Genomic DNA, 25,671 nt, shown 5'->3' with positions numbered 1-25,671 from the left:
GATGTCAGAGACCGATTTCGGGGTTGATAAAGCGGTTGGTCACCACATCATCCACCGTCACATCAGGGTTGGCGCGGTCGTCCAGCATCGGCTTGACCAGTTCCAGCATGGCAGCCGCGCGGTCCAGATCGAAATCGCCGATGGTGGCGTTGTTGCCGTTACCGACGATACCGCGGTCGCGCTGGGCGGCTGCGGAATAGGCGTTCAGTTCAGGCGTGGCGCGCCACCAGCTGGCCGAGAAGCCGCCCGCAGTGAAGTCGGCGATGAGCTGGTTCACTTCGGCGGGGTCGTTGATGTAGTCAACGGCCGCCTGCTGCATGATCGGCACCAGCAGCTCAAGACAGGGGGCCAGCTCCTCGAGGCGGGGCTGCGCGACCGAGACCATGCCGGTGATCGTCGGATAGCCCAGCTCGTTCACGGTGACAGCATCGACGGGCTTGGCCCAGTTCATGCCATTCGACAGGTTGAACACTTCGGTCGTGACGAAGCCTTGGTTCAGCCAAGTGCCGTTGTTGGCGACAAAGTTTTCCAGATCGCCGCGATAACCCTCGACAAAGGCATCGCGCGAGACGCCCTGTTCGACCAGCCACAGGCCAAAAGTGCGCGTGATGGTCGAGACATAGATCATGCCCGCGCCGCTTTCGCCGAACGCCTTCAGATCATCGACCGAATGGAAGCCATCGGGATAGGTGCCGGTATCCCAGATCAGGCCCGACGGCGCGATATCCAGCGGGACAAAGACGCCGACAACCGGGAAGAGGTTCGAGAAGATATAAGCGTTGTCCAGCTCTTGGAAGCCCAGATGCGGGATGACGCCCGCCTTGGAATTGCCGTTGAACAGCGCGGAATAGGCCGTCTCGCCATCGCCGAGGCCAATGCCGCCGCCGCCTTCGAGGATTGCCAGTTCAATGCCGGTCGCACCCAAGGGGCCGCGATAGGCGCCCGATTCCATCGTGCCGCCCGCACCGATCATCTGGTAAAGGCCGCCGTGTTCGGCCTGCGCCAGCCAGTCTTTCTGGATATAGAACGGGCTGGGGCAGACGTCTGCCAAGGGCGTGGTGTAATGGGCGGTGGCGAATTCGCCAGCCGATGCAGTGGTGCCGGCAAATGCGGCAACCGATGCGGTCAGTGCAGTCAAAATGCGGTTCATGGCTTTTCCCTGTTGGAAGGAGGATGTTATCGTCTTATGCCCATTGGGCTTTTCGTCAGCTCTTGCGTTCTGCTGTTTCATACCAGCTGGCGAAAATGCGGTTCCCGACCAGCGTGAACACCACGAAAATACTGATCGACAACGTGGCCGAGGCGATCAACGCGGCATACATCTGTTCGTATTTGAAATCTGTCTTGGCGTTGACCAGCATCTGCCCCAAACCGCCGCGGCCTGCCATAAAGAACAGCTCGGACGTGACGGCAGCGATGACCGCCATGCTGGTCGAGATGCGAAAACCGGCAAACAGCGCCGGGGCGGATGACGGTAGGCCCGCTTTGCGCAGCATCGTCCACCAGCTTGCGCCTTGCAGGCGGAACAGGTTCAGCACGCCTTGGTCCAGGCTTTTCAGCCCCAGCAGTAAGGTGGTCGGAATGGCGAAAAAGGTGAACAGGATGACGATCAGCACCTTTGGCATAAAACCAAAGCCCAGCGCCGACTGGATCAGCGGGATGATCGCCATGATCGGGATGGATTGCAGCGCCACCAAAAAGGGATAGACCGCGCGCTCCATCACGAAAAAGCGGAACATGATGATCCCCAGCGCCATGCCGATCGGGATCGAAAAGGCAAGGCCGGTCAGCGCGATGGTCAGCGTCGTCAGACTGCGGCTGCCCAGTTCCGCCCAGACAGCGGGCTGCGACAGCGCCTTGTCCCACATGCCGCTGGCCGAGGGCATCAGGAACTGACGATGCGCGGGCAGGCTTTCACGCACCACCCAATAGAGCAGCACCACCAGCACACCCATGATCAGAGGCGGCAGGAAGGTCGCGGCGAATTTTTGCGCGGGCGTGCGCGGCGGCGCGACGGGGGTAGGGGCATAGGCCTCGGTGCGGATTTTGGGAGCAATCTCGGTCATGTCAATCATTCCTCAATCGCGTGGCGTAGCGCGACGGACACCTCGCCGGCGATGCGGCTGAATTCGGGATCATAGCGCAGCTCGGGCTGACGGGGATAGGCGAAGGGGATCGGGAAATCGGCGATGATGCGGCCGGGGCGGCGGCTCATGACGATGACGCGCGAGGACATATAAACAGCCTCGGGGATCGAATGGGTGATGAACATGCCGGTAAAGCCGTTGCGCAGATAAAGGGCGATCAGCTCGTCGTTCAGGCGTTCACGCGTGATCTCGTCCAATGCGCCGAACGGCTCGTCGAACATGAAAACAGCGGGGTTCAGCGCCAACGAGCGCGCCAGCGATGCGCGCATCCGCATCCCGCCCGACAGGCGTTTGGGATAGTGGTTTTCAAACCCCTTGAGGCCGACCAGCTCGATCTGTTCCAGCGCGACGCGGCGGCGTTCCTCGGGCGGGATGCCGCGCAGCTCCATCAGCAGCTCGACATTGGGCAGCACCGTGCGCCAGGGCAGCAGTGTCGCATCCTGAAACGTGTAACCCAGGTTCGAGCGGTCGACACGGATCTGCCCGCCGGTATGCGCCTCGAGCCCCGAGGCGAGCTTCAGCAGCGTCGATTTTCCGCAGCCCGAAGGCCCGACGACCGAGACGAACTCGCCCTTGCGGATGGTCAGATCGATCCCCTCTAGCGCGATCGTGCCATCGGGATATTGCATCGACACATCGTCGAAACGCAGGGCCAAAGTGGCCAGATCGGGCTTTTCAGTATCGGTCGCAGAATGTGTCACGGCTTGGCCTTTCAGAACTTCAGCATCGCCTGGCGCACCTTGCCCAGATAGGCATCAGTGTCGGCGCGGGTCACATTGTTCATGTCATACAGCGCATGGTAGCTGACCTTGACCAGCGGGTTGCACACAACGCGCAGGAAACGGGTGCCGTTCTTGCGCGGCGGATCGCCCAGAAACCATGCGCGCCATTTTTTGGAGCCATAGGTGGTCACCGTCGCCAGCTTTTTGATGTTCATAAGGCCAGGGCCCATCTGGCCATCGCGCAGTTTGAACGACACATCGGGAATGAATACGCGGTCGATATAGCCTTTCAGGATCGCTGGCCAGCCAAAGCTCCAGACCGGATGGCACAGCACCAGCGCATCGCAGCTTTCCAGCCGGCGGACGTAATCATCGACCAGCGCGCGGTTCGCGGGCACGTCGTGGTAACTCTCGCGGTCGGCAAGGCTAAGGACGGGGTTGAAGCCGTCTTTGTACAGGTCGAGGTCGTCGACCTCGTGTCCGGCCTCGATCAGGCTGTCGACGACGGTGCGGTGCAGGGCGGCGTTAAAGCTGTCTTCCTGCGGATGGGCGTAAATGACGTGAACTTTCATGGCTTTACTCTTGGAACAGGAAGGATTTGCCAGCTTCGGGCTGCCAATCGGGATGGGTCCAGGCGATCATCTTGCCGGGGTTCATCAGGCCTTTGGGATCGGTCTGACGTTTGAATTCCAGTTGCGAGATATCGGTGCGCTTCATGCCGCCTTCTTCCAGCGTGACGCGGTGCGGGTTGAAGACGGTGATGCCAAAATCGCGCTCGAGTTCCGCGATCAGTGCTTCCAGCCGTTCTTCGGTGGTGAAACGCACGATGGGCATGGCGACGGGGCTGACGACGCCGGAAAAGCGGGTGTATTCGAAATGCAGCATGATCTCATCGCCGAAATGCTGGTCCAGCGCGGTGATGGTTTGGGCCATCGCATCGCGCGGGAACATCATCTGCAGATAGGTCAGGCTGGGGTCGGTCTTGATCGCGCGCAGCGTCGTGTGGTTCCACGCCATCTCGAACACGGCAGGTAGGCGCAGGGCGGGGTCGGCCAGATCGGCGCGATAGACAAGCTCTGCCGTCGGCCAATTTTGCAGGTGGGATTCGAACGCGGGCAGGTCATCCCGGCGCACCATGGCGGCGATCACACCGCGCCCCACGCCGACGAACGGGCGGAAACGCTGGAAGAACAGCTCGGGGATCGGCGCGGCAAAGGTCGAGAGCATCCGCAAAAGCACCCCCTCATCCTCGCCCAAACTGATCGCGAGGGTGTTGGCACTGATGAAATCGGGGGTGGTGATCATCACATCGACCCAATCGACAGCCGGGTCGATGGGCAATTCAATCTCGGTCATCACGCCGTTCACGCCGTAAGCATGGGCGGCTTTATGGATGTCATCGCCGGTCAGATCGAGGATGCGGGGCGCTGCCTCCATCGTCACCAGACGCACGCGGCGGATATTGGCGGGATTGCGCAGGCCGCCCCAGCGAATGGCGCCAACGCCGGACGAGCCGCCCGCGATAAAGCCACCGATGCTGGCGGATGCCGTGGTCGAGGGGAAGAGGCGGATCTCGCGGCCGTTCTCGCGTAGGTGATGCTCGATATGTTCGATCACGGTGCCCGCGCGGACGCAGATGCTGTCCTCATGCAGCGCGGTGATGCCAGTCAGCTTGTTCGTATGCAGCACGACGCCGCCTTGCAGCGGCATGGCCTGGCCGTAATTACCGGTGCCGCCGCCGCGCACGGTGACGGGCACGTCATGGGCATAGGCGGCGGCGAGGATGCGGATCACCTCATCCTCGTCCTTGGGCGAGACGACCAGATCGCCGACAAAGCCATCGAGCTGCCGTTTCAGGATCGGTGAATACCAAAAGAAATCGCGGCTTTTTTGACGGACGATATGAGGGCGGTCTTCGACCTCGATCCCGTCTATTGCGGCGCGGAAGGCGTCTAGGTTCATTGTCCTGTCCTTTGCGGCAAGGGGGCTCCGGCGCGCAGCACCGTGCGGTTTTCATGCGCGCGCGAAAACAGATCGGCCCAGTCATAGGCATCGAAAATGATCAGATCGGCAGGGCGGCCATAGCCGATGACACCCGCTTGCAGCCCCATCGCGCTGGCGGGGGTGCGGGTGATGGCTTGCAGCCAGTGGCCTGCATCGCCCTCTAGCTGGGCGATCAGCAGGCCGGCGCGCATCACCTCGAACATGTCATAGGCGCCGTAAGCGTAGAACGGGTCCTGCACATTGTCGGATGCAAAGCTGACCGGCACGCCCGCCGCCGCCAATTCCTGCACGCGGGTCATGCCGCGCAGGGGTGACATCTGCCCCGGCGCACGGCCCATCAAAAAGGCGTTCGACAGCGGCAGGCTGATGACATGCACGCCCAGAGCCGCCATGCGCTCAACGATCGGCTGCGCCACACTGGGTGATTGCGCCGAGAGCTTGCAGCAATGGCTGAGGGTCACGCGCCCCGCAAAACCGGTGCGGGTCATCGCATCCAGCACGGATTCGATCCCGCGCGCGCTGGCATCGGCTGTCTCGTCAACGTGGAAATCCACACCAAGGCCCGCACCCGCCGCCTGTTCGAAAAAGCGGTCGATCATCGCAGGATCGCAGCCCTGACCCGAGATATAGCCGCCCGCGAGGCCCCCTGTCGCCGCGATCTGGGCGCAGCGATCGGCGAAACTGTCCTCGATGGCACGCTCGATCCGCATCAGGGCGACGGGCTCGATCGTCAGGCGGCCGGCCCAGCGCTGTTGCAGCCGCACCAAGGCCTGCCAGCCGGGGTTGTCGTTCGGGGCCTGCATGCTGTCGATATGCGAGCGCAGCGCGACGGTGCCCGCGCGATAGGCGGCCTCGGCGGCGCGCTCCATCCGCGTATCCAGATCTGCGGCGGTGCGGTTCGGGGCGTCTTGCATGGCAAGGCCGACGGCTTCGTCCAGCCCGGTGCGGCTAACGCCTGCACGCTGGGCGGTATAGGTTTTGTCCAGATGCACATGCGCGTCGACAAAGCAGGGCAGGACGATCTTGCCGCCCAGATCCTGCGGCGCGCCAAGGCTGGCGGGGGCGATTTTGCCGCCCGCGATGGGCAGGTCGAGTTCAATCAGCCCATTGCCAAGGTCGCGGCCCGACAGGCCTTCGGCCAGCGCGGCGGGGATGCGGGCGTTTTTCAGCACGCGGTTCATGCGGCACCTTTTGGCAGGGGATGAGCGGCGACCTCATCCAGCAGTTTGCCAAAGCGCTGGGCAGAGTGGGTGACCAGCTCTGCGCCCAGTGCGGCGGTGGCGCTGGCGGCATCACCGGCGGCGCCTGCGGGGTGCAGATCCTCGGCGCACCAGCCGGTGGTGACATTGCCCATCATGCGCAGCACGGTATTTTGCGCGGCCACGGCGCTGGATGCAGGCACGAAATGCTGCGCCTGGGTCATATCCACAAGGTCGGGGCGGAAATGCAGCATGGCGGCGGTTTCCACCAGCCCGCCGTGAATCCCCTCGGCCTGTTCGCGCGGGGATACTGCGCCCTCGGGAAAGCCCATGCCGATCCAGCCCGCGGTGACGGCCAGCATGTCATGTTTGATGCGCAAGGATCGCACCAGCATTTGCAGCACCGGCACATTGCCGCCATGGGCGTTGATGCACACAAGACGCCGGATGCCGGCGCGGGCGACGCTGGCACCAATTTGTTCCAGCACCGCCAGCAGGGTCGCGCCGTCCAGCGTCAGCGTGCCGGGGAAGTGAATATGCTCGTCCGATTTCGCCACAGCGATTGTCGGCAAGATCAGCACAGTGGCGGATGCGGCATGGGCGGCGGAAAGCCGCGCCATTTCCTCGGCCAGCAGGCTGTCGGTGTTCAGGGGCAGGTGGGGGCCGTGTTGTTCTGTCGCGCCAACCGGCAGCAGCGCCACCGCATCATGCAGCGAGGCGTTAAAGTCGGTAGCACGCAGATCTGACCAGTATTGATGGGGCATTTGATCGTTTATCGAACATTGGGTCGTTTATATGTTCGTGACCGGTGAGTTTCGGCGGTGCAAGGGGCGCGCACATAAAACCGGGGGGCCATCTGCCCAAGGGTCAAAATTTGTGCGACTTTTGTGACAGCGGCCTGATTTATGGTCGACCTATAGTCGCGGGGTTGATCATTCCCGCCGCTGCCGTCAAAGACGGTCGATCTATGCAGGAGAAAGCAATGAAAGCGCTGGAGCCGACCTCCATCCGCCCGCCGTTCGGGCAGTATTCATCGGGCGTGTCGGTTGCAGCGCCGCAGCAATGGGTCGTGACCTCGGGCCAGCTTGGCGTTGGCCCTGACGATGTCGCGCCGCAAAGCGTGCTGGAACAGGCGCGGATCTGCTTTGCCAATTGCGGCGCGATCCTGGCCGAGGCGGGCCTTGGGCCGCAGGACGTGGTGCGCGTTGCGGGCTTTGTCACCGCGCGCGAGGATTTCGCCGCCTATATGCAGGCGCGCGATGAATGGCTGGCGGATGCGCCCGTGAAACCAACCTCGACCTTGCTCATCGTCACGGGCTTTACCCGCGCGGAATTCAAGGTCGAAGTCGAAGTGATGGCGGCCCGCTGATGATCCCTGTTGATGAGATTTTTCTGGTCACCGCACCGGGCCTTGAGGATGTACTGGCCGATGAGGCGCGCGCGCTGGGCCTGAATGTGACAGGTGTGATCCCGGGCGGCGTGACGGTTGCTGGCGGCTGGCCTGCCGTTTGGCGCGCCAATGTCAAACTGCGCGGTGCGGTGCGCGTGCTGGCGAGGATCGCGTCCTTTCGCGCGATGCATCTGGCGCAGTTGGACAAACGCGCGCGCAAGATCGCTTGGGATCAGCTGCTGCGCGCCGATGTTCCGGTGCGGGTCGAGGCCACCACCGTGAAGTCCAAAATCTATCACGCCGGTGCCGCCGCGCAGCGCGTGGAAACCGCGATCCGCGAGACTTTGGGCGCGCCGATTGCGCAAGATGCGCCGATCACCATCAAGGTGCGGATCGAGGATGACCTGGTCACCATCTCGGTCGATACCACGGGCGAGTCGTTGCACAAACGTGGCCATAAGCTGGCGGTGAACAAGGCCCCGATCCGCGAGACTTTGGCCGCGCTGTTCCTGCGTCAATGCGGCTATAGCGGCCAGATGCCGGTGCTGGACCCGATGTGCGGATCAGGCACGCTGGTGATCGAGGCGGCCGAGGTTGCGATGGGCCTGCCTGCGGGTCGTGCGCGTGATTTCGCGTTTGAACAATTGGCGCAGGTCGACCGCGCCGCGCTGGCGGGGCTAAAGGCGGGCGGGCGCAGTACCGATCTGCGCTTTTACGGCAGTGACCGCGACGCAGGCGCTATCCGCATGAGCCGCGATAACGCCGCCCGCGCCGGTGTGGGCGAGATCACGATGTTTGACGTGAAACCGATATCCGAGATCACCCCGCCCGAAGGGCCGGCAGGTCTTGTCATCATCAACCCGCCTTATGGCGCGCGTATCGGCGAGAAAAAGACTCTGTTCGGGCTGTACGGTGCGATGGGCAAGGTGCTGACCGAGCGGTTCAAAGGCTGGCAGGTCGGCATCATCACCGCCGATAGCGGCCTTGCCAAAGCCACGGGCCTGCCGTTCCTGCCCGCAGGCCCCGTTGTGGCGAATGGCGGTCTAAAGGTGCAGTTGTTCCGCACCGATCCGCTGTAATTCAGCGTTTGGTGGCGGCAAGGCAGATCAGAGAGCCTGCCGTCACAAGGCTGGCGCCCAGCCAAAAGTTTAAGCCCGGCACCATGCTCAGCAGCACGGATGACAGCATCACGGATAGCAGCGGCGAGAAATAAGACGCCGTTGCCATCAGCGTCAGGTTGCCGTGGTTCACACCATAGGTCCACGCCGAATAGGCCAGGGTCGTCAACACGCCAAAGGTCAGCACCATCATCGCGCCCTTGCTGTTATAGACCAGTGTCGGTTGGTCGCTGACCCCGTAATAGACCCATAGCAGCGCCGCAGTGGCCAGCAAGAATAGCGGCACCGCGCTGCGCCCCTGCGCCATGCCCTTGGTCAGAATCGTATAAAGCGGCCAAGTGATCGCGGCGATAAAGGCCAGAATATAGGGCAGGGGATTGCTGCCGATATTATGGACCATCGCCGCCAGCGAGAAATTCGCGCTGCCGGTTGCGGCCCAGAACACGCCCAAAAGACAGATCAGAATGCCGGGAATGACCATGATCCCCGCCCGCGCATGTCCCGCCCAAATCGCAAGTGCGATGGTGAAGGACGGCCACAGATAGTTGATCAGGCCAACCTCGACCGATTGGGCGCGGGTCTGGGCAAAGCCGACGGCCAGCGCCAGCGCGATCTCGTATGTGACGAACATCGCGCCGCCGATCAGCAGATAGCGCGGGGAATGACCGCGAAAGGCCTTTGGCCCGGCATGGATCAGCGCGACAATGCCGCTGACGGTAAAGATCAGGGCCGAGCCGCCGATCGGCCCGAAGATTTCCGAGATATTGCGATAGAGGCCGACAGTGGCGCTCCACATCAGGATCGCACTCATGCCCACAAGCGTTGGAGGATCAATCCGTCCACGCGAAAAGCCCGCCGCTGCAACGCCGAACATAGGTCTGCCTCAATTTAAGAAAGGTGGCGGCTGCGGTGTTTCCACCCAGCCTGACGCGCGCCATAAGCTTTCCGATTTGCACCGGCAAGATGCAAAAAATCATGGGGGCAGGACAAAGAAAAAGGCCCCCAAAACCGGGGGCCTTTGTAGCTTAGAATTCCAGGGCGCGGTCGCCGTTTGCATCCTTGATGCGGTTTGGCAGACCCATCCGGTTCAGCAGGTTCAGGAAGGGCTTGGGGTCAAGCTCTTCGACGTTCGCCATGGTTTTCACATCCCATGTACCGTCCGCGACCAGCAGTGCGGCGGCGACAGGCGGCACGCCTGCGGTATAGGAAATGCCCTGCGCGCCGGTCTCGGCATAGGCATCTTCGTGATCGGCGACATTATAGATGAACACCTCGGCCGGTGCGCCATCTTTGGTGCCGCGCACAAAGTCCCCGATGCAGGTCTTGCCGGTGTAATCGGGCGCAAGGCTGGAGGGGTCGGGCAGCACGGCCTTGACCAGTTTCAGCGGTACGACTTCCAGCCCTTCGGCGGTTTTCACCGGCTTCTCGGACAAAAGGCCAAGGTTGTTCAGCACGGTGAAGACGTTGATATAGTGATCGCCAAAGCCCATCCAGAACCGCACATCCGCATCCGGATAACGCGCGGACAGCGAGTGAACCTCGTCATGGCCGGTCAGATAGGCCTTCTGGGTGCCGACGACCGGCATGTCCCATTCCTTGCCGACTTCGAACATCTTGTTCGACTGCCATGCGCCGTTCTGCCACGAATAGACTGTGCCGGTGAATTCGCGGAAGTTGATTTCCGGGTCGAAGTTGGTCGAGAACCAGCGGCCATGGCTGCCCGCATTGATATCAACGATATCAATGCTTTCGACCGTATCCAGATAATCGTCGGCGGCAAGGCGGGCATAGGCATTGACCACGCCCGGATCAAACCCAACGCCCAAGATAGCGGTGACGCCCGCGGCCGCGCAATCGGCGCGGCGCTTCCATTCGTAATTGCCATACCACGGCGGGATCTCGCAGATCTTGGCGGGATCTTCGTGGATGGCTGTGTCCAGATAGGCGGCACCCGTCTGGATACAGGCCTCTAGCACATACATGTTCACGAACGCGGAACCCACGTTGATCACGATCTGGGCGCCTGTTGCCCGGATCAGATCGGCGACGGCGGCAGTGTCCATCGCATCGACGCTATGGGCCGTAAAGCTGCCTGCAACCTTCATCGCGCCCTTGTCAGCCACGCTTTGAATGATTGCATCGCATTTCGACTTGGTGCGCGAGGCAATATGCAGATCGCCAAGCCGATCGTTATTTTGTGCGCATTTATGCGCGACAACTTGGGCGACGCCACCGGCGCCGATAATGAGGACGTTCTTTTTCACTTCGAACCGTCTCCTTTAAGGACAGAGGGAAGGGCCTCACTCAGCCGAGGCTGGAGGCATAGTCGGCATAGCCGAATTCACGCGCAACGGTCATGCTACCATCCAATTCGCGGATCACGATGGAGGGCATCTTGACGCCGTTGAACCAGTTTTTCTTGACCATTGTATAACCCGCCGCATCGGCAATCGACAAACGATCGCCGACCTGCAGGGGTTTGGGAAAGGTGAAATCGCCGAAAATATCGCCCGCCAGACAGGACTTACCCGCGATCTGATAGGGATAATCGCCCGATGTCTCCATCTTGGCGGTGGTGCGATAGATCAGCAGATCCAGCATATGCGCCTCGACCGAGCTGTCGACGATGGCAAGGTCTTTGCCGTTGTTCAGGATGTCCAGCACCGTGACCTCTAGCGAGGTGGTGTTGGTGATCGTCGCTTCGCCCGGCTCGAGATAGACCTGCACACCCATGTTCGCGGCAAAGGCCTTGAGGCGCGCGGCGAGTTTCTCCAGCGGATAGCCCTCGCCGGTGAAATGGATGCCGCCGCCAAGGCTGACCCAGTCGAGCTGGCGCAGAATCTCGCCAAACTCGTCCTCGATCCGCGTCAGTTGCCGGTCGAACAGGTCGAAATCGCCATTCTCGCAATTGTAGTGGATCATGACGCCGGTGATCAGCGGCAGCACCGCGCGGATCTTGTCCACATCCCATTCGCCAAGGCGCGAAAAGGCGCGCGCGGGATCGGCCAGATCAAAACCGCTGGTCGAAAAGCGCGGGTTCAGCCGCAATCCACGCGCGACCTTGCTGGAGGCCGCCTCGAAGCGCGTCAGCTGCCCGATCGAGTTGAAGATGATCTTGTCGGCGTAGCTGACAGCCTCGTCGATCTCGGCATCGGACCAACCGACGGAATAGGCATGGGTTTCCTTGCCGAACTTCTCGTGCCCCAGGCGCAGCTCGTACAGCGAGGACGAGGTCGTGCCGTCCATCACCTCGGCCAATTGGTCAAAGACCGGCCAGGTGGCAAAGCATTTCAGTGCAAGCAGTGTCTTTGCGCCCGACAAGTCCCGCAGTCGGTTGATGATCTGAAGATTGCGCGAAAGTTTCGTGCGGTCGATCAGGTAGAAGGGTGTCTCTATCACCACGCATCCCCCAAAGGCCAAAATAATAAGGGCCGTCCTATACGGCCCATTCCCCCTATGCGCAAGGTCAGGCGCAATTTTATGACAAACGCGCCACCGCCCATTCGGCTGCATCGCGCAGCACCGGGTCTTCGGCGTTCAGATGCCGCTGGGCGCTGGCGCGCAGATGCGGTTTGCCCGAGTTGCCGATGGCATACATCACATTGCGCAAAAGGCGGTTCACGCCGATTCGCTTGATCGGATTGCCGGAAAACCGCGCGCGAAAGCTGGTGTCATCCAGCCCCGCCAACTCGTCCAGCGGCGGATTTCCTACATCACCATGATAGCGGATATCGCTGGCCTCGACCGCGAATTTGTTCCACGGGCAAATCGCAAGGCAATCGTCGCAGCCATAGATGCGGTTCCCCAGCTTGCCTCGCAGGTCCAGCGGCACCGGGCCGGAATGCTCGATCGTCAGGTAAGAGACGCATTTGCGCGGATCAAGCCGCCCCGGCCCGATAAAGGCCTGCGTCGGGCAGATATCCAGGCAGGCCGTGCAACTGCCGCAACTGGGGCGCACGGGCTGGTCGGGTTCCAAATCCAGCGTGGTGAAAATGCAGCCCAGAAACACCCAATTGCCGAAATCGCGCGACAGGATGCAGCCGTGTTTGCCCGTCCAGCCAAGACCCGCCTCGCGCGCAAGGGGGCGCTCCATCACGGGGGCGGTGTCGACGAAAACCTTGATCTCAGAGCCGGGGGCCTGTTCGATCAGCCAGCGACCGACGCGTTTCAGGCGCTTTTTCACCAGATCGTGGTAATCCTTGCCCTGCGCATAGACGCTGATTGCGCCGCGGGCTGGGTCCTCTAGCGCGTCCAGCGGATTATAGGTCGGCGCATAGCTTTCGGCGAGCATGATGACCGATCGCGCTTGCGGCCACAGCGCGGTGGGGTCCGCGCGCCAGTCGATACGGTCTTCCAGCCACTGCATCTCGCCATGCATCCCGTCGGCGACAAAGGCGCGCAGACCGTCACCATCCTTGCGGATACTGTCGGGGCGGCAGATGCCCATCGCGACAAAGCCCGCATCCAGCGCGGCGGCCTTCAGCCGCGCTTTCATGGTATCAGAAGTCTGGGGATCAGAAGTCGAGGTCGGCATAGTGGGGGGCGGGTAAAAAGCTGGGGATCTGGTCAGCAAGCAATGACCGGAACGCCGGGCGGGATTTGATTTTCGCATACCAGTCGCGCACCAGATCCGAACGGTTCCAATCCACGTCCGAGATGTAATCCAGACACGACAGATGCGCAGCCGCGGTGAAATCGGCCAAAGTCATATCATTCCCGGCCAGCCAGCGACGGCTTTCCAGCAGCCAGTTCATATAGTCGAGATGATATTTCACCGCCCGCGCGCCTTCTTTGATGCGGGTCGAATCGGGATAGCCGCCGCCTTGCACCTTTTTAAAGATACGCTCGGTCAGCAATTTATTGGTGACCTCGTTAAAGAACTTATCGTCGAACCAGCCGATCAGGCGGCGCACCTCGTATTTTGCCTCGGCCCCTTGGGGCATCAGGGCGGGGGTGGGGACGATGTCTTCCAGATATTCGCAGATCGCCGTGCTTTCGGTTAAAAAGCGGTTTTCCAGCTTGAGCACCGGCACTTTGCCCGCAGGGTTACGGCGCATCAGATCGGGGCTTTGCTCCCAATAGCGCTCTTCGACCAGCTCGACCTCGATCCGCTTTTCGCCAAGGCACAGGCGGACTTTGCGGCAGAACGGCGAGAGGGGATAATGATAGAGGCGTGTCATGGCAGCTCGGCAATATCTGGGTGGATGGCCCCTGAATGCAGCGAACCGGCCGCGCAATCAAGTAGAAGCCCGTCTTCCCTTTGGAAAATAGGCGCGCGATCTTAGGAAAAACAGGCGGCGCGGGCTGTGCCGCGTATTGTCGCAGCGCCATCCATGATGGATGAGGCCCGCCGGTTCACAAAGGCGCTGGGGTCTAGGGGCGAGCGTTCTTTCGGATTTGGCAAGATCGCCGCCAACAGCGCCGCTTGGCGATTGGTCAGATTGGCGGCGCTGGTGCCAAAGTAATGTTGGGCGGCGGCCTCGACCCCGAACACGCCGCGGTCGAATTCGGCGATGTTCAAATAGACCTCGAGGATGCGGCGCTTTGACCAGAACAGCTCGATCACCGGGGTCATCAGCGCCTCTAGCGATTTGCGAAGCCAGCTGCGACCGTGCCACAAATAGACGTTCTTGGTCACCTGCTGGCTGATGGTCGAAGCCCCCCCCAGACGCGAATCAATCGCAAAGCGGATCGCATCCAGATCAAGGCCCCAGTGAGTGCAGAAATTGGCATCCTCGGCGGCGACGGCGGCCAAGGCCATGGCGGGGGCGATGCGATCCATCGCGACCCATTCATGGCGCACACCGCCCTGACGGAACGATTCGGCGACCATATAGGGCGTGGTCGGCGGGCGGACAAAGGCGAACAACAGCACCAGCAGCAAAAAGAGCGCCACCAGCCCGCCAAACCCCATTGCCGCGTATTTCGCCCCGCGCACCAGCCAGGCGCGCCACGGCAGCTTGCCACGCGCGGGTCGCGCAGCAGCGGATTTACGTGCAGGTCTTTTGGCTTTTTGCGCGCTCATCCCCTGCATTAGGCATGGGCGGGGCTTTCGGTCAAGCGGGCTTACCAGCAGGAAATTTGTGCGGTGATCAGGCGGGCGCGTGTGCTGACAGCCTCGGGTGCGATGGGGGCGCTGATCACGGCAAGCGGGGCGGGGGCGTTGATCAGGCGCGCAATGGCGCCCGATGAGGCCGCGATCTGAACCGTCTGCGGCAGGCCCGCCGTTTGCGGCAGCAGCATACCCACGACATCTCCGCCCGCATCCAGCAGCGGCCCGCCAATATCGCCGGCTGTTGCCTGCATGGTCAGGCGCAGGTGATCGGCAGTGCCCGTCAGCCCATCCAGCGCCGTAATCTGGCCGGGCGTGGTGCTGGCCTGCGCAAGGGTGTGGCCATAGGGATAGCCCGCGCCGGTGATCGCGGCGCCATCTTGCGGGGTTGCGAATCGGGCGACGGCGGTAGGGGCGATGCGCAGTTCGGGCTGCAGCAGGGCCATCTCGCCGGCGGTTTGGGTGATACGGGCGGGTGTGTCGCCGTTCAGCGCGATGCGGCTGCATTGCGCAAGGGGCGCGGCAGCCGTCAGCACCAGGCCTTGGGCGTCAATGTAGATCCCGGCCTGCACAAGGCGCGGCGCGTCCAGCGACAGGCCGGCGGTCAAGGCTGTATCGGCCTGCGCAGCGGCGGCGGGCGCCGCAAGCACGCCGGGAATGGCACGGAAGCTTTGCTGCATCCGCGCGAACAGACGGTCGAATGCGGGATCTGCGGCCGGCCAGATCAGGCCATAGCCTTTGATCGCGCCGTCATGCAGGCCCGCTTCGATCCGAATGCGGCTGTCGCCGCTGGCGCCGGTGATGCTAAGGCCCGTCGCGCTGACCTGCACATCCGCACCCGCAGGGACAAAGGGCAGCGATTGCAGCGTCGCCGCAAGGCTGGCCAGACGCGCGCGGTCGCCGGGCTGCGAGATCAGCAGCACCGCATATGCGCCATCATCCGACTGCCAGCGGGCAAATGGCGGCGTCACCTCTTGGAAATTGACCACAGCGGTCGGCAGATCAATCTCGATCCCCGCCATGTCATAGACCGTGCGCTCTATCCCCAGATCATCCAGCACAGCGTTATACTGCGCCATCAGGGCGGCGCGCTGGTCGGTGGTCAGAACGCCGGTCAGCGGGCTATAGCCGTTCTGCGCCTGCCACGCGGCCATCGCATCGCGGGTGCCACGCCCGAACAGCCCGTCAATCGCGCCGCCATACACGCCCGCATCGCGCATTGCGCTTTGCAACAGGCGTTTGTCGCCGTTGCTGAGGGCACCTTCCGCGGCGAGGGCTTGCTCGACCGTTTCGGCTTGTGCGGTAGGCGCGGGCTGTGGGTTTATAGGCTGCGGGGTGACGGGCAGCGGAGTGACGGGCGCGGGGCCGGGCGGCGGCACATTCACCGGGCGGCCACTGTTCATCGGGATCGGCAGCGGCGTGCTGGCGACACCCAGGCCAATCGGCCAGAATTGCTGCCGGAACTGCGCGCCGTCCACAATATAGCTGTCATTGGGGGCCTGCGCCTCGGTCATCAGCTGATCAAGATAGATGGCCGCATCTGTGCGACTATAGGGGCCCAATACAATCGCATACCAGCCGCTGGGCAGGGCCCAACCCGAGACATCGGGCAATGCACCGGCATAGGCCCGCACGCGCTGCTGGGCCATCGCAAGGGTGGGCTGCGCCTCGACCTGGATATAGGCGCGGGTGCTGTCCTGGGCGGTTGCGCTGCCTGCGCTGATGCAAAGCATGGCGGCGAAAACCAGATGGTGCAAGGCAACACGAAGACGGGGCAGCATGGCTATTCCTTTGGGCGCTTTATGCGCCGACCTTAGCGGGACTGCGGCCCTTGGCCAGCCCAAAAGCGCGGGGTTCATTGACCCTGTGGCCCTCTCGCAATAAGGAAACGGCAATGATGAGGCGCCAACGGCGGCGCGAGCGATAACCCCGAGGTTGCGATGACGGACACCCGCGCCCCCCGATCTTTCCAAGAGATCATCCTGCGGCTGCAAAATTATTGGGCCGCGCAAGGCTGTGCGGTGCTGCAACCCTATGACATGGAAGTCGGCGCGGGCACCTTTCACCCCGCCACCACGCTGCGCGCGCTGGGCAGCAAGCCATGGGCAGCCGCCTATGTGCAGCCCTCGCGTCGCCCGACGGATGGCCGCTATGGCGAGAACCCGAACCGCCTGCAGCACTATTACCAATATCAAGTTCTGGTGAAGCCAAGCCCCCCCAACCTGCAAGAGCTGTATCTGGGCAGCCTTGATGCGATTGGTATCGACACCCGTCTGCATGACGTGCGTTTTGTCGAGGACGACTGGGAAAGCCCGACGCTGGGTGCCTGGGGTCTGGGCTGGGAGGTCTGGTGCGACGGTATGGAAGTGTCGCAATTCACCTATTTCCAGCAGGTCGGCGGCCATGATTGCAAACCCGTCGCGGGCGAGTTGACTTACGGCCTCGAGCGTCTGGCGATGTATGTGCTGGGCGTCGATCACGTCATGGACATGCCGTTCAATGACCCCGATGCGCCGATCGCACTGACCTATGGCGATATCTTCCACCAGACCGAGGAAGAATATTCGCGCCACAATTTCGATGCGGCCAATACCGAAAAGCTGCTGAAGCATTTCGAAGATGCCGAGGCTGAGTGCAAAGCGTTGCTCGACCAGCCCGCCATCGACCCCAAAACCGGCAAGCGGATCATTATGGTGCATCCGGCATATGACCAATGCATCAAGGCCAGCCATCTGTTCAATCTGCTGGATGCGCGGGGCGTGATTTCGGTCACTGAACGCCAGGCTTATATCGGCCGCGTCCGTACGCTGGCCAAGGCCTGCGCCGACGCCTTTGTGCTGACCGGCGCCGCTGGTTACGTGCCCGAGGAGGCCGCCCAATGAAATCTCAAACCATGGCCCGGCTGATGCTGGGCGGGATGCTGGCCTTTGCGCTGATCTTTGGCGCGGGCATGTATTACACCCAAGTTTACGCCTATTATAATCGCCTGACCCCCGAAGAGATCGGCCCTGTCACGCTGCTGCGCAATGACGGCACCGCAGCCGAGCTGTCGGTCACCGCGCTGCAAGCGATTGACAGCAATTCGAGCCCGCTGCGGTTCCGTGCCTGTTTCGCCGCCACCACCCCGCCGGTCGAGATTGCCGCGAATTTCGCGCCCTATCCGGGCGCGACACCACTGGTCGGCCCCGGCTGGTTCGACTGCTTTAACGCCCGCGAAATTGGCGAGGCGCTGGAAGCGGGCGCCGCGCAGGCCTATCTGTGGCAAGAGAACGTCCATTACGGCATCGACCGTGTGGTGGCTGTCATGCCCGATGGCCGTGCCTATGCGTGGAACCAAATGAACCGTTGCGGCGAGGTCGTCTATGATGGCGAAGCCGCGCCCGAGGACTGCCCTCCTGCACCGGAAGTATAAGTATGGCCGACCTGCTGATCGAACTGTTTTCTGAGGAAATCCCGGCGCGGATGCAAACCCGCGCGGCTGATGACCTGCGCCGACTGGTCACCGATGGTCTGGTCGAGGCTGGCCTGACCTATGAGGGGGCAGGTGCCTTTTCGACCCCGCGCCGTTTGGTGCTGACGCTGTCGGGCCTGACCGCGCAATCGCGCGCTGTGCGCGAGGAACGCAAAGGCCCCCGCACCAATGCCCCCGAGGCGGCATTGCAGGGCTTTTTACGCGCGACCGGCCTGACGGTTGATCAGCTGGACGTGCGCGGCGATACCTATTTTGCCGTCACCGAAAAGCCTGGGCGTGCAGCACCCGAGATTATCGCCGAGGTGCTGACCAGTGCTGTCCGCAATTTCCCTTGGCCCAAATCCATGCGCTGGGGATCGGGCAATTTGCGCTGGGTGCGCCCGCTGCATTCGATCATCTGCCTGCTGGATGATCAGGTGGTGCCGGTGGATATCGATGGCATCGTGGCGGGCAACACCACGCGCGGTCATCGTTTCATGGCGCCGGGCGTGATCACCGTCACCGGCTTTGCCGATTACGAAGAAAAGCTGCAAGCCGCCCGCGTCATGCTGCGCGCCGATCAGCGCGCCGATACGATCTGGACCGATGCCACCAATGCCGCCTTTGCCAAGGGGCTAGAGGTCGTCGAGGACAAGGGTCTGCTGGCCGAGGTCGCGGGCCTTGTCGAATGGCCGGTCGTGCTGATGGGCCCGATTGGCGAGGCTTTCCTCGGCCTGCCGCCCGAGGTGCTGCAAACCTCGATGCGCGAGCATCAGAAATTCTTCTCGCTGCGCAATCCCGCGACCGGCCGGATCGAGGCGTTCATCACCGTCGCCAATATCCTGACCGCTGATGATGGCGCGACGATCCTGCAAGGTAATGGCAAAGTGCTGGCTGCGCGCCTGTCGGATGCCCGATTCTTTTGGGAAAACGACCTGCGCACCGTCTCGCGCGCGGGTCTTGAAGGGATGGCCGCGGGCCTTGCCAATGTGACCTTCCACAACCGCCTTGGCAGCCAAACCGACCGTATCGCGCGGATCGAGGCGATGGCCCGTGCGCTGGCCCCCGTCACTGGCGCAGACGCGGATGAGGCGGCGCTGGCCGCCCGTGTGGTCAAAGCTGACCTGCGGTCTGAAATGGTCGGGGAATTCCCCGAACTGCAGGGCACGATGGGCGGCTATTACGCCCGCGCCGCTGGCCTGTCTGACGCTGTCGCCAATGCCTGCAAGGGCCATTACCAACCGCTGGGTCCCGATGATGCTGTGCCGCATGAGGCCGTATCGGCCACCGTCGCGCTGGCCGACAAGCTGGATACGCTGACCGGCTTTTGGGCAATGGATGAAAAGCCGACCGGCTCGAAAGACCCCTTCGCGCTGCGCCGCGCTGCGCTGGGCGTGATCCGGCTGGTGCTGGGGAATGGGCTGCGCTTGCCGCTGCGCGATACGCTGGCTGCGCCGCTGGCCGCGAATTTCGCCGCAAGTGGCACGGCGGGCGAGACTGCGCCTGTGGCCGAAAACCTGCTGGGCTTCTTCCACGACCGCCTGAAGGTCTTCCTAAAGGACGAGGGCCTGTCGCATGATGTGATCGACGCTTGCCTTGCGATGCCGGGCAATGATGATCTGGATCTGTTGGTGCGCCGCGCCCGCGCGCTGCAAGCCTTCCTGAAAACGGATGACGGCGAGAACCTTGTCCAAGGGTTCAAACGCGCCAATAATATCCTGACCCAGGCCGAAGCCAAAGATGGCGTCGAATATTCATTCGGTGCCGATCCGGCCTTTGCCGAGGATGAAGTCGAGCGTGCCTTGTTCGCGGCCCTGACGCGCGCCGAGGGGCAGATCACCCCCGCCATCGCCGCCGAGGATTTCGCCGGTGCCATGGCCGCGATGGCCGCACTGCGCGCGCCGATTGATGCGTTTTTTGCGGGTGTTCAGGTGAATGCGGAAAACGCGATCGTGCGGCGCAACAGGCTGAACCTGCTGGGACAAATTCGGACGATCTGCCTGCAGGTTGCCGATCTTTCGCGGTTGGTCGGCTGATGGCCCGCGGCGCGCCTGCGTCCGACCGCCCCGCCTCGCGTGATATGGGGGCGCTGCGCGCGCTCTGGCCGTTCTTGCGTCCCTATCGGTCGCAACTTTTGGCGGCGCTGGGCGCGCTGGTGCTGACAGCGCTGGTGTCGCTGGCACTGCCGATTGCCGTGCGCCATGTTGTCGACGGCTTTAGCGCGGAAAACGTCGCCGTGCTGGACGGCTATTTCCTGCTCGCCTTGGGCGTTGCAGGCCTGTTGGCGGTGGGGTCTGCCGCACGGTTCTATCTGGTGAACCGGCTGGGCGAGCGGGTGATCAGCGATATCCGCAAATCCGCCTTTGCCCGCATGATTTCCATGAGCCCCACGTTCTATGAGCGTATCCTGACGGGCGAAGTGCTGTCGCGTATCACGACCGATACCACGCTGATCCAATCGGTGATCGGTGGCTCGGTCTCGTCGGCGCTGCGCAATCTGATCATGCTGGCGGGCGGGCTGGTGCTGCTGTTTATCACGGCCGCGAAACTGACTTTGCTTGTCATGCTGGTCGTGCCACTGGTTGTGGTGCCGATCGTCTTGCTGGGGCGCCGTTTGCGCGTTCTGGCGCGCGAGAATCAGGAATTGATCGCACGGTCTGCCGGGCAGGCGTCGGAACAATTGCTTGCCGCGCAGACCGTCCAGACCTTTACGCATGAATCCGCCAGTCGCGATAGTTTCAATACGACGACCGAGGCGGCGTTCCAATCGGCGCGCAACCGCGTCAGCACCCGCGCCGCGATGACGGCTGTGGTGATGTTCCTAATCTTTGCCGGCGTTGTTTGCGTGCTGTGGATCGGGGCGCATGATGTGCGTGCGGGCCGCATGTCTGTGGGCGAGCTGGTGCAATTCGTCGTCCTCGCCATCATGGTCGCCGGTGCTGCCGGCGCCCTGACCGAGGTCTGGGGCGAGCTGCAGCGCGCCGCCGGCGCGACCGAGCGTCTGGTCGAGCTGCTGGAGACCGAGGACCCCGTCGTTGATCCGGTGCAGCCGGTGTCAGCGCCTGATCTGCGCGATGTGCCGATCCATTTCGATGATGTGACCTTTAGCTATCCGGCGCGACCGGATGCGCCTTCGCTGAACCAGATCAGCTTTACCATCGCGCCGGGCGAGACCGTGGCGCTGGTCGGGCCGTCGGGTGCGGGAAAAACCACGATCATCCAGATGCTTGAGCGTTTCTATGATCCGCAATCGGGCGCGATCCGGCTGGGCGATACCGATCTGCGCGATATGGCGCGTGCCGATTTTCGTGCGCAGATGGCTCTGGTGCCGCAGGACCCCGCGATCTTTGCCGCCACCGCGCGCGAGAATATCCGCTTTGGCCGCCCCACCGCCACCGATGCCGAGGTCGAGGCTGCCGCCCGCGCGGCCGCCGCGCATGACTTCCTGATGGCGCTGCCCGAGGGCTATGACAGCTATGTCGGCGAGCGTGGCATCATGCTGTCGGGCGGTCAACGTCAGCGTATCGCCATTGCCCGCGCGATCTTGCGCGATGCGCCGGTGCTGTTGCTGGACGAGGCGACATCCGCATTGGACGCTGAAAGCGAAGCTGCGGTGCAAAAGGCGGTCGAGCAATTGGCGCGTGGGCGCACCACGCTGATCGTCGCGCACCGTCTGGCGACGGTGAAACGTGCCGATCGCATTCTTGTTTTTGAGCAGGGACGTCTTGTCGCGCAGGGCACGCATGATAGCCTTGTCGCCGAGGGTGGGCTTTATGCCCGGCTGGCCCGGCTGCAATTCATCGCTGCCGACGCCGCCTAAAGACTGGTCGGGAGGACTACCATGGTCGCATTTGCAAGCGTCGCTGACCGCGCCGCAATCGAGGCGCATACGCCATGGCCCCCCGCGGATTTCCCCGCCACGTCCTGGCAGATGGTACAGCGCGCCGCCGATCAGTTCGGCGCGCGCCGGGGCGTCACCTTTCAACTGCTGTCCGATCCGCGCGCACGGGCCGAGACGCTGACCTGGTCGCAGGTGCGCGATAAGGTCGGTCAAACGGCAAACCTGCTGCGCAGCCTTGGCGTGAGCGAGGGCGACACGGTCGCGCTGCTGCTGCCCAATTGTACGGAAATGGTCCTCAGCTATTTCGCGGCGCAAACGGCGGGGATTGTCTGCCCGATTAACCCCCTGCTGGAACCCGAACAGATCGCCAGCATCCTGCGCGAGACGGGGGCCAAGGTGCTGGTCACGCTGAAATCCATGCCCAGTTCCGATGTGGCGCAAAAGGCGGCGCTGGCGCTGGTTCTGGCGCCCGAGGTGGAAACGGTGCTGGAGGTTGACCTTGCCCGTTATCTGCCGTTTTTCAAACGGATTATCGCGGGTTTCATGCGTCCCAAACTGGACGTGCAGCATCAGGCCAAGGTGGTGGATTTCACCCGCGCCATCGCCGCGCAGCCGGTCGATCCGGTGTTCGAGGTTGGCACCCACGACCGCGTGGCCTCTTATTTCCACACCGGCGGCACGACGGGCCTGCCAAAGGTCGCGCAGCAGCGGTTTTCCGGCATCACTTATAACGCATGGGTCGGGGCGCATGTGCTGTTCACCGAACGCGATGTGATGATGTGCCCGCTGCCACTGTTCCATGTCTTTGGCTCGGTCGTGGTGCTGGGGATGGCGACGGCCTCTGGGGCGGAACTGGTGTTGCCGACGCCTGCAGGCTATCGCGGCAAAGGCGTGTTCGACAACTTCTGGAAGCTGATCGCCCGTTATCGCGCGACCTTTCTGATCACCGTGCCCACGGCGATTTCGGCGCTGATGCAGCGGCCGGTGGATGCGGATATCTCGTCACTGAAACTGGCGATCTCAGGCTCTGCCGCGCTGCCGGTCGAGCTGTATAAACGGTTCGAGGACGCCGCAGGCCTGACCATCTGCGAGGGTTACGGCATGACCGAGGCGACCTGCCTTGTCGCTGTGAACCCGCCGAACGGCCCCAAGAAAATCGGCTCGGTCGGGATTGCGGTGCCGCATACCAAAATCCGCGTCATTGATCCGGTGACGCAATTCCCCTGCGCTGTCGGCGAAGTGGGTGAGATATGTGTGCAAAGTCCCGGCGTCTTTCCCGGCCATACCTACACCGAAGATGCGCGCAATGCCGACCTGTTTTACCCCGGCGCGGATGGCCAGCCGCTGTGGCTGCGCACGGGTGATTTGGGCAAGCTGGACGCGGACGGCTATATCTTTATCACCGGTAGGTCCAAGGATCTGATCATTCGCGGTGGCCATAATATCGACCCCGCTGAGATCGAGGAGGCGCTGGCCGCGCATCCCGAGGTGGCTTTTGTCGGGGCAGTTGGCCAGCCCGATCCGCATGCGGGCGAGTTGCCCTGCGCTTATGTCGAGCTGGTGCGTGATGCGACGATCACCCCGACAGAGCTGACCGCCTTTGCCCGCAAGCATATTGCCGAGCGCGCCGCTGTGCCGCGTCATATCGAGGTTCTGGACGAGCTGCCGAAAACCGCTGTCGGCAAGATTTTCAAACCGGCTTTGCGCAAGCTGGCGATCCAGCGCGTGCTGGACGAGGCATTCAAACATGCGGGGCTGGCAGCCACGGTTGCGCTGGTCGAGGAAGACCGCAAGCGCGGTCTTGTGACCTATATCGCGCGGGGCGATGGCTTTGACGAGGATGCGTTTCGCGCCCTTATGGGGCGCTATGCGCTGGTCTGGGATTGGGCACCCGCCAGTTAATGGCGGGTGGTGCCGTCCGGCGGAAATTCTGAATCGATCAGTTTTTCAAGCTCTTGCAGCGCTTCTTCCTGCTCGTCGTTATCCTCGGATGCAATGCGATAGTTGCCGCCCAGCCAACGGCCCAAATCCACATCGGCGCAGCGCGCCGAGCAAAAGGGCTTATATTCCGCCACCGTCGCTTTGCCGCAGATGGGGCACTTACTGGCCATTGGCCCCCTCCAGCAATTGGGCAAGGGGCAGACGCTCGCGTTTGCGCTGCAGCTCGAACAGGCCCATCGTGGTCCAACCGACAAGGCTGGTCTCGATCGGGTCCAGTTTGAACGAGGCGCGCAGGCTTTGTTCAACCTGCTTGCGGTGCGCCTTGGACATGGGGGCGAAATCGACGGCGATCTGGCCGCCAAGGCCGCGCATCCGCAGCGCACGGGGCAGGGCGCGGGCGGCGGCAAGGTTCGCCTTTAGCGCGGCGGCGGGGGATGTGTCGCCGCCGGTGTTCACATCAATCGCAACCAGCGCACGGGTGGTCTCGACATACATCGTGCCTTCGCCGATTTCGACGCGGGTCTCGGCCAGATCCTCGATCATCTGATCGACGCCTTCGCGCGCAAAACCGCCGGGGATCGTCTCGATATCGGGGGCCGACCATTCGCGCCACGCCAGGTCGTGCGGGCCATCGCCTTCGGTCAGGGCCTCTGGCTCGGTGCCCTCGGCATCGGCCATGACGGCGACGGCCAGATCGAGCATTTCGCGGATATCGTCATAGATATCATCCTCGTCCGCGCCTGCGGCGGATGAACGGATGATCAGGCCGAATGTGCCCTCATCCGCGCCTTCCATCGCCTCATGCGCGATGGCGGCAAGGCGGTCGCGCTCTTCCTCGTCGTCGATCTGGCGCGAGATATTACGACCGGGCGCGCCGGGGGTAATGATGGCGAAACGGCTTTTGAACAGCACGCGGTCTGTTACGGGGACGGCTTTGCCATCCTCGGCGATGCCGGTCACTTGGACCAGCATGGCCTGACCCGGATGCAGACCTTTGCCCTGACGCAAGAACGCCGTGCCGCCCGGGATACGCAGCATCATGCCGCCCTGACCCTTCAGCGGGCGGTCGCAGATGGCACGGAAAATGGCGCCGGTACGTACCTGATCGCTGTCGATCAGCAGGTCATCAAGGCGGCCATCCACCAAAAGGGCAGCGGCTTCGCGCCCCTGATAGTGGTCAAGGACGATTCTGCGGCCCTTCATGTGTTATTCCCCGTTCGCGATTATCGTGTCGGCGGCGCGATAGCCGGCCGTATGCAGCAAAGCTGCGGTCTCGGACAGCGGCAGGCCAACGATAGCGCTGAACGATCCACTGATCCAAGGGATAAAGGCCGCGGCGCGGCCCTGAATAGCATAGCCGCCGGCCTTGCCCGCCCATTCGCCGCTGGCAATATAGGCGTTCACTTCGGCATCGGACAGCACTTTGAATTTGACGACCGACTCCACCACGCGATGCCAGCTGTCTGCGCCGCGCCCGACCGAGATCGCGGTGATCACACGGTGGCGGCGGCCGGACATGGCGTAAAGAAAGCTGGCCGCCTCGGCTGCATTTTCGGGCTTGCCCATGATGCGGCGGCCCATAGTGACGGTCGTGTCGGCGCAAAGCGTCACCGCATCATCGCGGGCCGGCAGGGCTGCCAGCTTTTCACGCGACATGCGGGCCACGTAATCACGCGGCATTTCCAGCTTTGCGGGGGTCTCGTCGATATCGGCTGGGGTGATCGCATCGGCTGCGATGCCAAGCTGCCCCAGCAGCTCGGCCCGCCGCGGCGAGGCCGAACCCAGTATCAGCCGCAGGCCCATCAT

The 25,671-nt window shown here is 62.7% G+C and carries 24 protein-coding genes; 7 read left to right on the top strand and 17 right to left on the bottom strand.

Features of this window, described 5'->3' with window-relative positions; all coding sequences use genetic code 11:
* Positions 1–4: 4 nt before the first annotated feature.
* Genes KVU_RS08570 through KVU_RS08540 form a run of 7 tightly spaced genes read right to left on the bottom strand, consistent with a single transcriptional unit; the run spans position 5 to position 6,836 of the window.
* Positions 5–1,150 carry a hypothetical protein gene (locus KVU_RS08570; RefSeq protein WP_013384825.1) on the bottom strand — a complete coding sequence of 382 codons (1,146 nt, stop codon included), beginning with the start codon at positions 1,148–1,150 and terminating at the stop codon, positions 5–7.
* 55 nt (positions 1,151–1,205) lie between these two features.
* Positions 1,206–2,066 (bottom strand): ABC transporter permease, encoded by an 861-nt coding sequence (locus tag KVU_RS08565; RefSeq protein WP_014537901.1) that lies wholly within the window; start codon positions 2,064–2,066, stop codon positions 1,206–1,208.
* A gap of 5 nt (positions 2,067–2,071) precedes the next feature.
* Positions 2,072–2,848, bottom strand: coding sequence for an ABC transporter ATP-binding protein (locus KVU_RS08560; protein WP_013384823.1), 777 nt, complete (start codon positions 2,846–2,848; stop codon positions 2,072–2,074).
* 11 nt (positions 2,849–2,859) lie between these two features.
* Complete coding sequence (locus KVU_RS08555; RefSeq protein WP_013384822.1) at positions 2,860–3,441, bottom strand: NAD(P)H-dependent oxidoreductase; 582 nt, start codon at positions 3,439–3,441, stop codon at positions 2,860–2,862.
* Between the two features lie 4 nt (positions 3,442–3,445).
* Complete coding sequence (locus KVU_RS08550; protein ID WP_013384821.1) at positions 3,446–4,831, bottom strand: FAD-binding oxidoreductase; 1,386 nt, start codon at positions 4,829–4,831, stop codon at positions 3,446–3,448.
* Entirely contained in the window at positions 4,828–6,054 is a 1,227-nt protein-coding gene (locus tag KVU_RS08545) for an amidohydrolase family protein (RefSeq protein ID WP_013384820.1), read from the bottom strand. Before KVU_RS08545 ends, KVU_RS08550 begins: the two co-directional genes overlap by 4 nt.
* Positions 6,051–6,836 (bottom strand): creatininase family protein, encoded by a 786-nt coding sequence (locus tag KVU_RS08540; RefSeq protein ID WP_013384819.1) that lies wholly within the window; start codon positions 6,834–6,836, stop codon positions 6,051–6,053. The genes KVU_RS08545 and KVU_RS08540 overlap by 4 nt, the downstream gene beginning before the upstream one ends.
* 218 nt (positions 6,837–7,054) lie before the next feature.
* Here KVU_RS08540 and KVU_RS08535 point away from each other — a divergent pair, with 218 nt between their 5' ends.
* Together KVU_RS08535 and KVU_RS08530 are read left to right on the top strand one after the other, a co-directional pair.
* Positions 7,055–7,441: a RidA family protein gene (locus tag KVU_RS08535; protein WP_013384818.1), complete on the top strand. Its 387-nt coding sequence runs from the start codon at positions 7,055–7,057 to the stop codon at positions 7,439–7,441.
* On the top strand, positions 7,441–8,541 hold the full coding sequence (locus tag KVU_RS08530; RefSeq protein ID WP_013384817.1) for a THUMP domain-containing class I SAM-dependent RNA methyltransferase: 1,101 nt from the start codon (positions 7,441–7,443) through the stop codon (positions 8,539–8,541). Before KVU_RS08535 ends, KVU_RS08530 begins: the two co-directional genes overlap by 1 nt.
* A gap of 1 nt (position 8,542) precedes the next feature.
* On the opposite strand, the gene yddG is transcribed toward KVU_RS08530, so the two are convergent.
* The 7 genes from yddG to KVU_RS08495 all read right to left on the bottom strand — a co-directional run bounded on the left by yddG (position 8,543) and on the right by KVU_RS08495 (position 16,413).
* Positions 8,543–9,454 (bottom strand): aromatic amino acid DMT transporter YddG, encoded by a 912-nt coding sequence (gene yddG, locus KVU_RS08525; RefSeq protein WP_013384816.1) that lies wholly within the window; start codon positions 9,452–9,454, stop codon positions 8,543–8,545.
* Between the two features lie 151 nt (positions 9,455–9,605).
* Entirely contained in the window at positions 9,606–10,844 is a 1,239-nt protein-coding gene (locus tag KVU_RS08520; RefSeq protein WP_060486271.1) for a saccharopine dehydrogenase family protein, read from the bottom strand.
* A gap of 40 nt (positions 10,845–10,884) precedes the next feature.
* Positions 10,885–11,979, bottom strand: a complete 1,095-nt coding sequence (locus tag KVU_RS08515) for a carboxynorspermidine decarboxylase (protein ID WP_044008194.1) — start codon at positions 11,977–11,979, stop codon at positions 10,885–10,887.
* 79 nt (positions 11,980–12,058) lie between these two features.
* A complete protein-coding gene (queG, locus tag KVU_RS08510; RefSeq protein WP_013384813.1) occupies positions 12,059–13,075 on the bottom strand; it encodes a tRNA epoxyqueuosine(34) reductase QueG in 1,017 nt (338 codons plus the stop codon).
* 19 nt (positions 13,076–13,094) lie between these two features.
* A complete protein-coding gene (fzlA, locus tag KVU_RS08505; protein ID WP_013384812.1) occupies positions 13,095–13,760 on the bottom strand; it encodes an FtsZ-binding protein FzlA in 666 nt (221 codons plus the stop codon).
* 101 nt (positions 13,761–13,861) lie between these two features.
* Positions 13,862–14,605 carry a monofunctional biosynthetic peptidoglycan transglycosylase gene (gene mtgA, locus KVU_RS08500; RefSeq protein WP_014537897.1) on the bottom strand — a complete coding sequence of 248 codons (744 nt, stop codon included), beginning with the start codon at positions 14,603–14,605 and terminating at the stop codon, positions 13,862–13,864.
* A gap of 41 nt (positions 14,606–14,646) precedes the next feature.
* A complete protein-coding gene (locus KVU_RS08495; protein WP_014537896.1) occupies positions 14,647–16,413 on the bottom strand; it encodes a serine protease in 1,767 nt (588 codons plus the stop codon).
* Positions 16,414–16,572: 159 nt separating this feature from the next.
* Here KVU_RS08495 and KVU_RS08490 point away from each other — a divergent pair, with 159 nt between their 5' ends.
* Genes KVU_RS08490 through KVU_RS08470 form a run of 5 tightly spaced genes read left to right on the top strand, consistent with a single transcriptional unit; the run spans position 16,573 to position 23,826 of the window.
* A complete protein-coding gene (locus KVU_RS08490) occupies positions 16,573–17,514 on the top strand; it encodes a glycine--tRNA ligase subunit alpha (protein WP_013384810.1) in 942 nt (313 codons plus the stop codon).
* The gene (locus KVU_RS08485) at positions 17,511–18,044 is read left to right on the top strand and encodes a DUF6446 family protein (RefSeq protein WP_013384809.1); all 534 of its coding nucleotides are present in this window, start codon (positions 17,511–17,513) and stop codon (positions 18,042–18,044) included. Before KVU_RS08490 ends, KVU_RS08485 begins: the two co-directional genes overlap by 4 nt.
* Positions 18,045–18,046: 2 nt before the next feature.
* On the top strand, positions 18,047–20,119 hold the full coding sequence (glyS, locus tag KVU_RS08480; RefSeq protein ID WP_013384808.1) for a glycine--tRNA ligase subunit beta: 2,073 nt from the start codon (positions 18,047–18,049) through the stop codon (positions 20,117–20,119).
* Positions 20,119–21,903 carry an ABC transporter transmembrane domain-containing protein gene (locus KVU_RS08475; RefSeq protein ID WP_013384807.1) on the top strand — a complete coding sequence of 595 codons (1,785 nt, stop codon included), beginning with the start codon at positions 20,119–20,121 and terminating at the stop codon, positions 21,901–21,903. The genes glyS and KVU_RS08475 overlap by 1 nt, the downstream gene beginning before the upstream one ends.
* Positions 21,904–21,924: 21 nt before the next feature.
* Positions 21,925–23,826: an acyl-CoA synthetase gene (locus KVU_RS08470; protein ID WP_014537895.1), complete on the top strand. Its 1,902-nt coding sequence runs from the start codon at positions 21,925–21,927 to the stop codon at positions 23,824–23,826.
* Here KVU_RS08470 and KVU_RS08465 read toward each other — a convergent pair.
* Genes KVU_RS08465 through KVU_RS08455 form a run of 3 tightly spaced genes read right to left on the bottom strand, consistent with a single transcriptional unit; the run spans position 23,823 to position 25,671 of the window.
* Entirely contained in the window at positions 23,823–24,035 is a 213-nt protein-coding gene (locus tag KVU_RS08465) for a DNA gyrase inhibitor YacG (RefSeq protein ID WP_014537894.1), read from the bottom strand. The genes KVU_RS08470 and KVU_RS08465 overlap by 4 nt on opposite strands.
* Positions 24,025–25,068, bottom strand: coding sequence for a ribonuclease E/G (locus tag KVU_RS08460; RefSeq protein ID WP_013384803.1), 1,044 nt, complete (start codon positions 25,066–25,068; stop codon positions 24,025–24,027). The genes KVU_RS08465 and KVU_RS08460 overlap by 11 nt, the downstream gene beginning before the upstream one ends.
* A gap of 3 nt (positions 25,069–25,071) precedes the next feature.
* Positions 25,072–25,671, bottom strand: coding sequence for a Maf family protein (locus KVU_RS08455; RefSeq protein ID WP_013384802.1), 600 nt, complete (start codon positions 25,669–25,671; stop codon positions 25,072–25,074).

This window comes from Ketogulonicigenium vulgare WSH-001, assembly GCF_000223375.1.
GTDB lineage: Bacteria > Pseudomonadota > Alphaproteobacteria > Rhodobacterales > Rhodobacteraceae > Ketogulonicigenium > Ketogulonicigenium vulgare.
The sequence above is the reverse complement of the archived record's forward strand: the minus strand, read 5'-3'. Positions and strand labels throughout refer to the sequence as shown.

Excerpts from the sequence above, each read along its gene's own strand:
- KVU_RS08570 (WP_013384825.1), bottom strand. The coding sequence starts at position 1,150 with ATGAACCGCATTTTGACTGCACTGACCGCATCGGTTGCCGCATTTGCC.
- KVU_RS08565 (WP_014537901.1), bottom strand. The coding sequence starts at position 2,066 with ATGACCGAGATTGCTCCCAAAATCCGCACCGAGGCCTATGCCCCTACC.
- KVU_RS08555 (WP_013384822.1), bottom strand. The coding sequence starts at position 3,441 with ATGAAAGTTCACGTCATTTACGCCCATCCGCAGGAAGACAGCTTTAAC.
- KVU_RS08550 (WP_013384821.1), bottom strand. The coding sequence starts at position 4,831 with ATGAACCTAGACGCCTTCCGCGCCGCAATAGACGGGATCGAGGTCGAA.
- KVU_RS08545 (WP_013384820.1), bottom strand. The coding sequence starts at position 6,054 with ATGAACCGCGTGCTGAAAAACGCCCGCATCCCCGCCGCGCTGGCCGAA.
- KVU_RS08540 (WP_013384819.1), bottom strand. The coding sequence starts at position 6,836 with ATGCCCCATCAATACTGGTCAGATCTGCGTGCTACCGACTTTAACGCC.
- KVU_RS08535 (WP_013384818.1), top strand. The coding sequence starts at position 7,055 with ATGAAAGCGCTGGAGCCGACCTCCATCCGCCCGCCGTTCGGGCAGTAT.
- KVU_RS08530 (WP_013384817.1), top strand. The coding sequence starts at position 7,441 with ATGATCCCTGTTGATGAGATTTTTCTGGTCACCGCACCGGGCCTTGAG.
- yddG (WP_013384816.1), bottom strand. The coding sequence starts at position 9,454 with ATGTTCGGCGTTGCAGCGGCGGGCTTTTCGCGTGGACGGATTGATCCT.
- queG (WP_013384813.1), bottom strand. The coding sequence starts at position 13,075 with ATGAAAGCGCGGCTGAAGGCCGCCGCGCTGGATGCGGGCTTTGTCGCG.
- fzlA (WP_013384812.1), bottom strand. The coding sequence starts at position 13,760 with ATGACACGCCTCTATCATTATCCCCTCTCGCCGTTCTGCCGCAAAGTC.
- mtgA (WP_014537897.1), bottom strand. The coding sequence starts at position 14,605 with ATGAGCGCGCAAAAAGCCAAAAGACCTGCACGTAAATCCGCTGCTGCG.
- KVU_RS08495 (WP_014537896.1), bottom strand. The coding sequence starts at position 16,413 with ATGCTGCCCCGTCTTCGTGTTGCCTTGCACCATCTGGTTTTCGCCGCC.
- KVU_RS08490 (WP_013384810.1), top strand. The coding sequence starts at position 16,573 with ATGACGGACACCCGCGCCCCCCGATCTTTCCAAGAGATCATCCTGCGG.
- KVU_RS08485 (WP_013384809.1), top strand. The coding sequence starts at position 17,511 with ATGAAATCTCAAACCATGGCCCGGCTGATGCTGGGCGGGATGCTGGCC.
- glyS (WP_013384808.1), top strand. The coding sequence starts at position 18,047 with ATGGCCGACCTGCTGATCGAACTGTTTTCTGAGGAAATCCCGGCGCGG.
- KVU_RS08475 (WP_013384807.1), top strand. The coding sequence starts at position 20,119 with ATGGCCCGCGGCGCGCCTGCGTCCGACCGCCCCGCCTCGCGTGATATG.
- KVU_RS08470 (WP_014537895.1), top strand. The coding sequence starts at position 21,925 with ATGGTCGCATTTGCAAGCGTCGCTGACCGCGCCGCAATCGAGGCGCAT.
- KVU_RS08465 (WP_014537894.1), bottom strand. The coding sequence starts at position 24,035 with ATGGCCAGTAAGTGCCCCATCTGCGGCAAAGCGACGGTGGCGGAATAT.
- KVU_RS08460 (WP_013384803.1), bottom strand. The coding sequence starts at position 25,068 with ATGAAGGGCCGCAGAATCGTCCTTGACCACTATCAGGGGCGCGAAGCC.
- KVU_RS08455 (WP_013384802.1), bottom strand. The coding sequence starts at position 25,671 with ATGATGGGCCTGCGGCTGATACTGGGTTCGGCCTCGCCGCGGCGGGCC.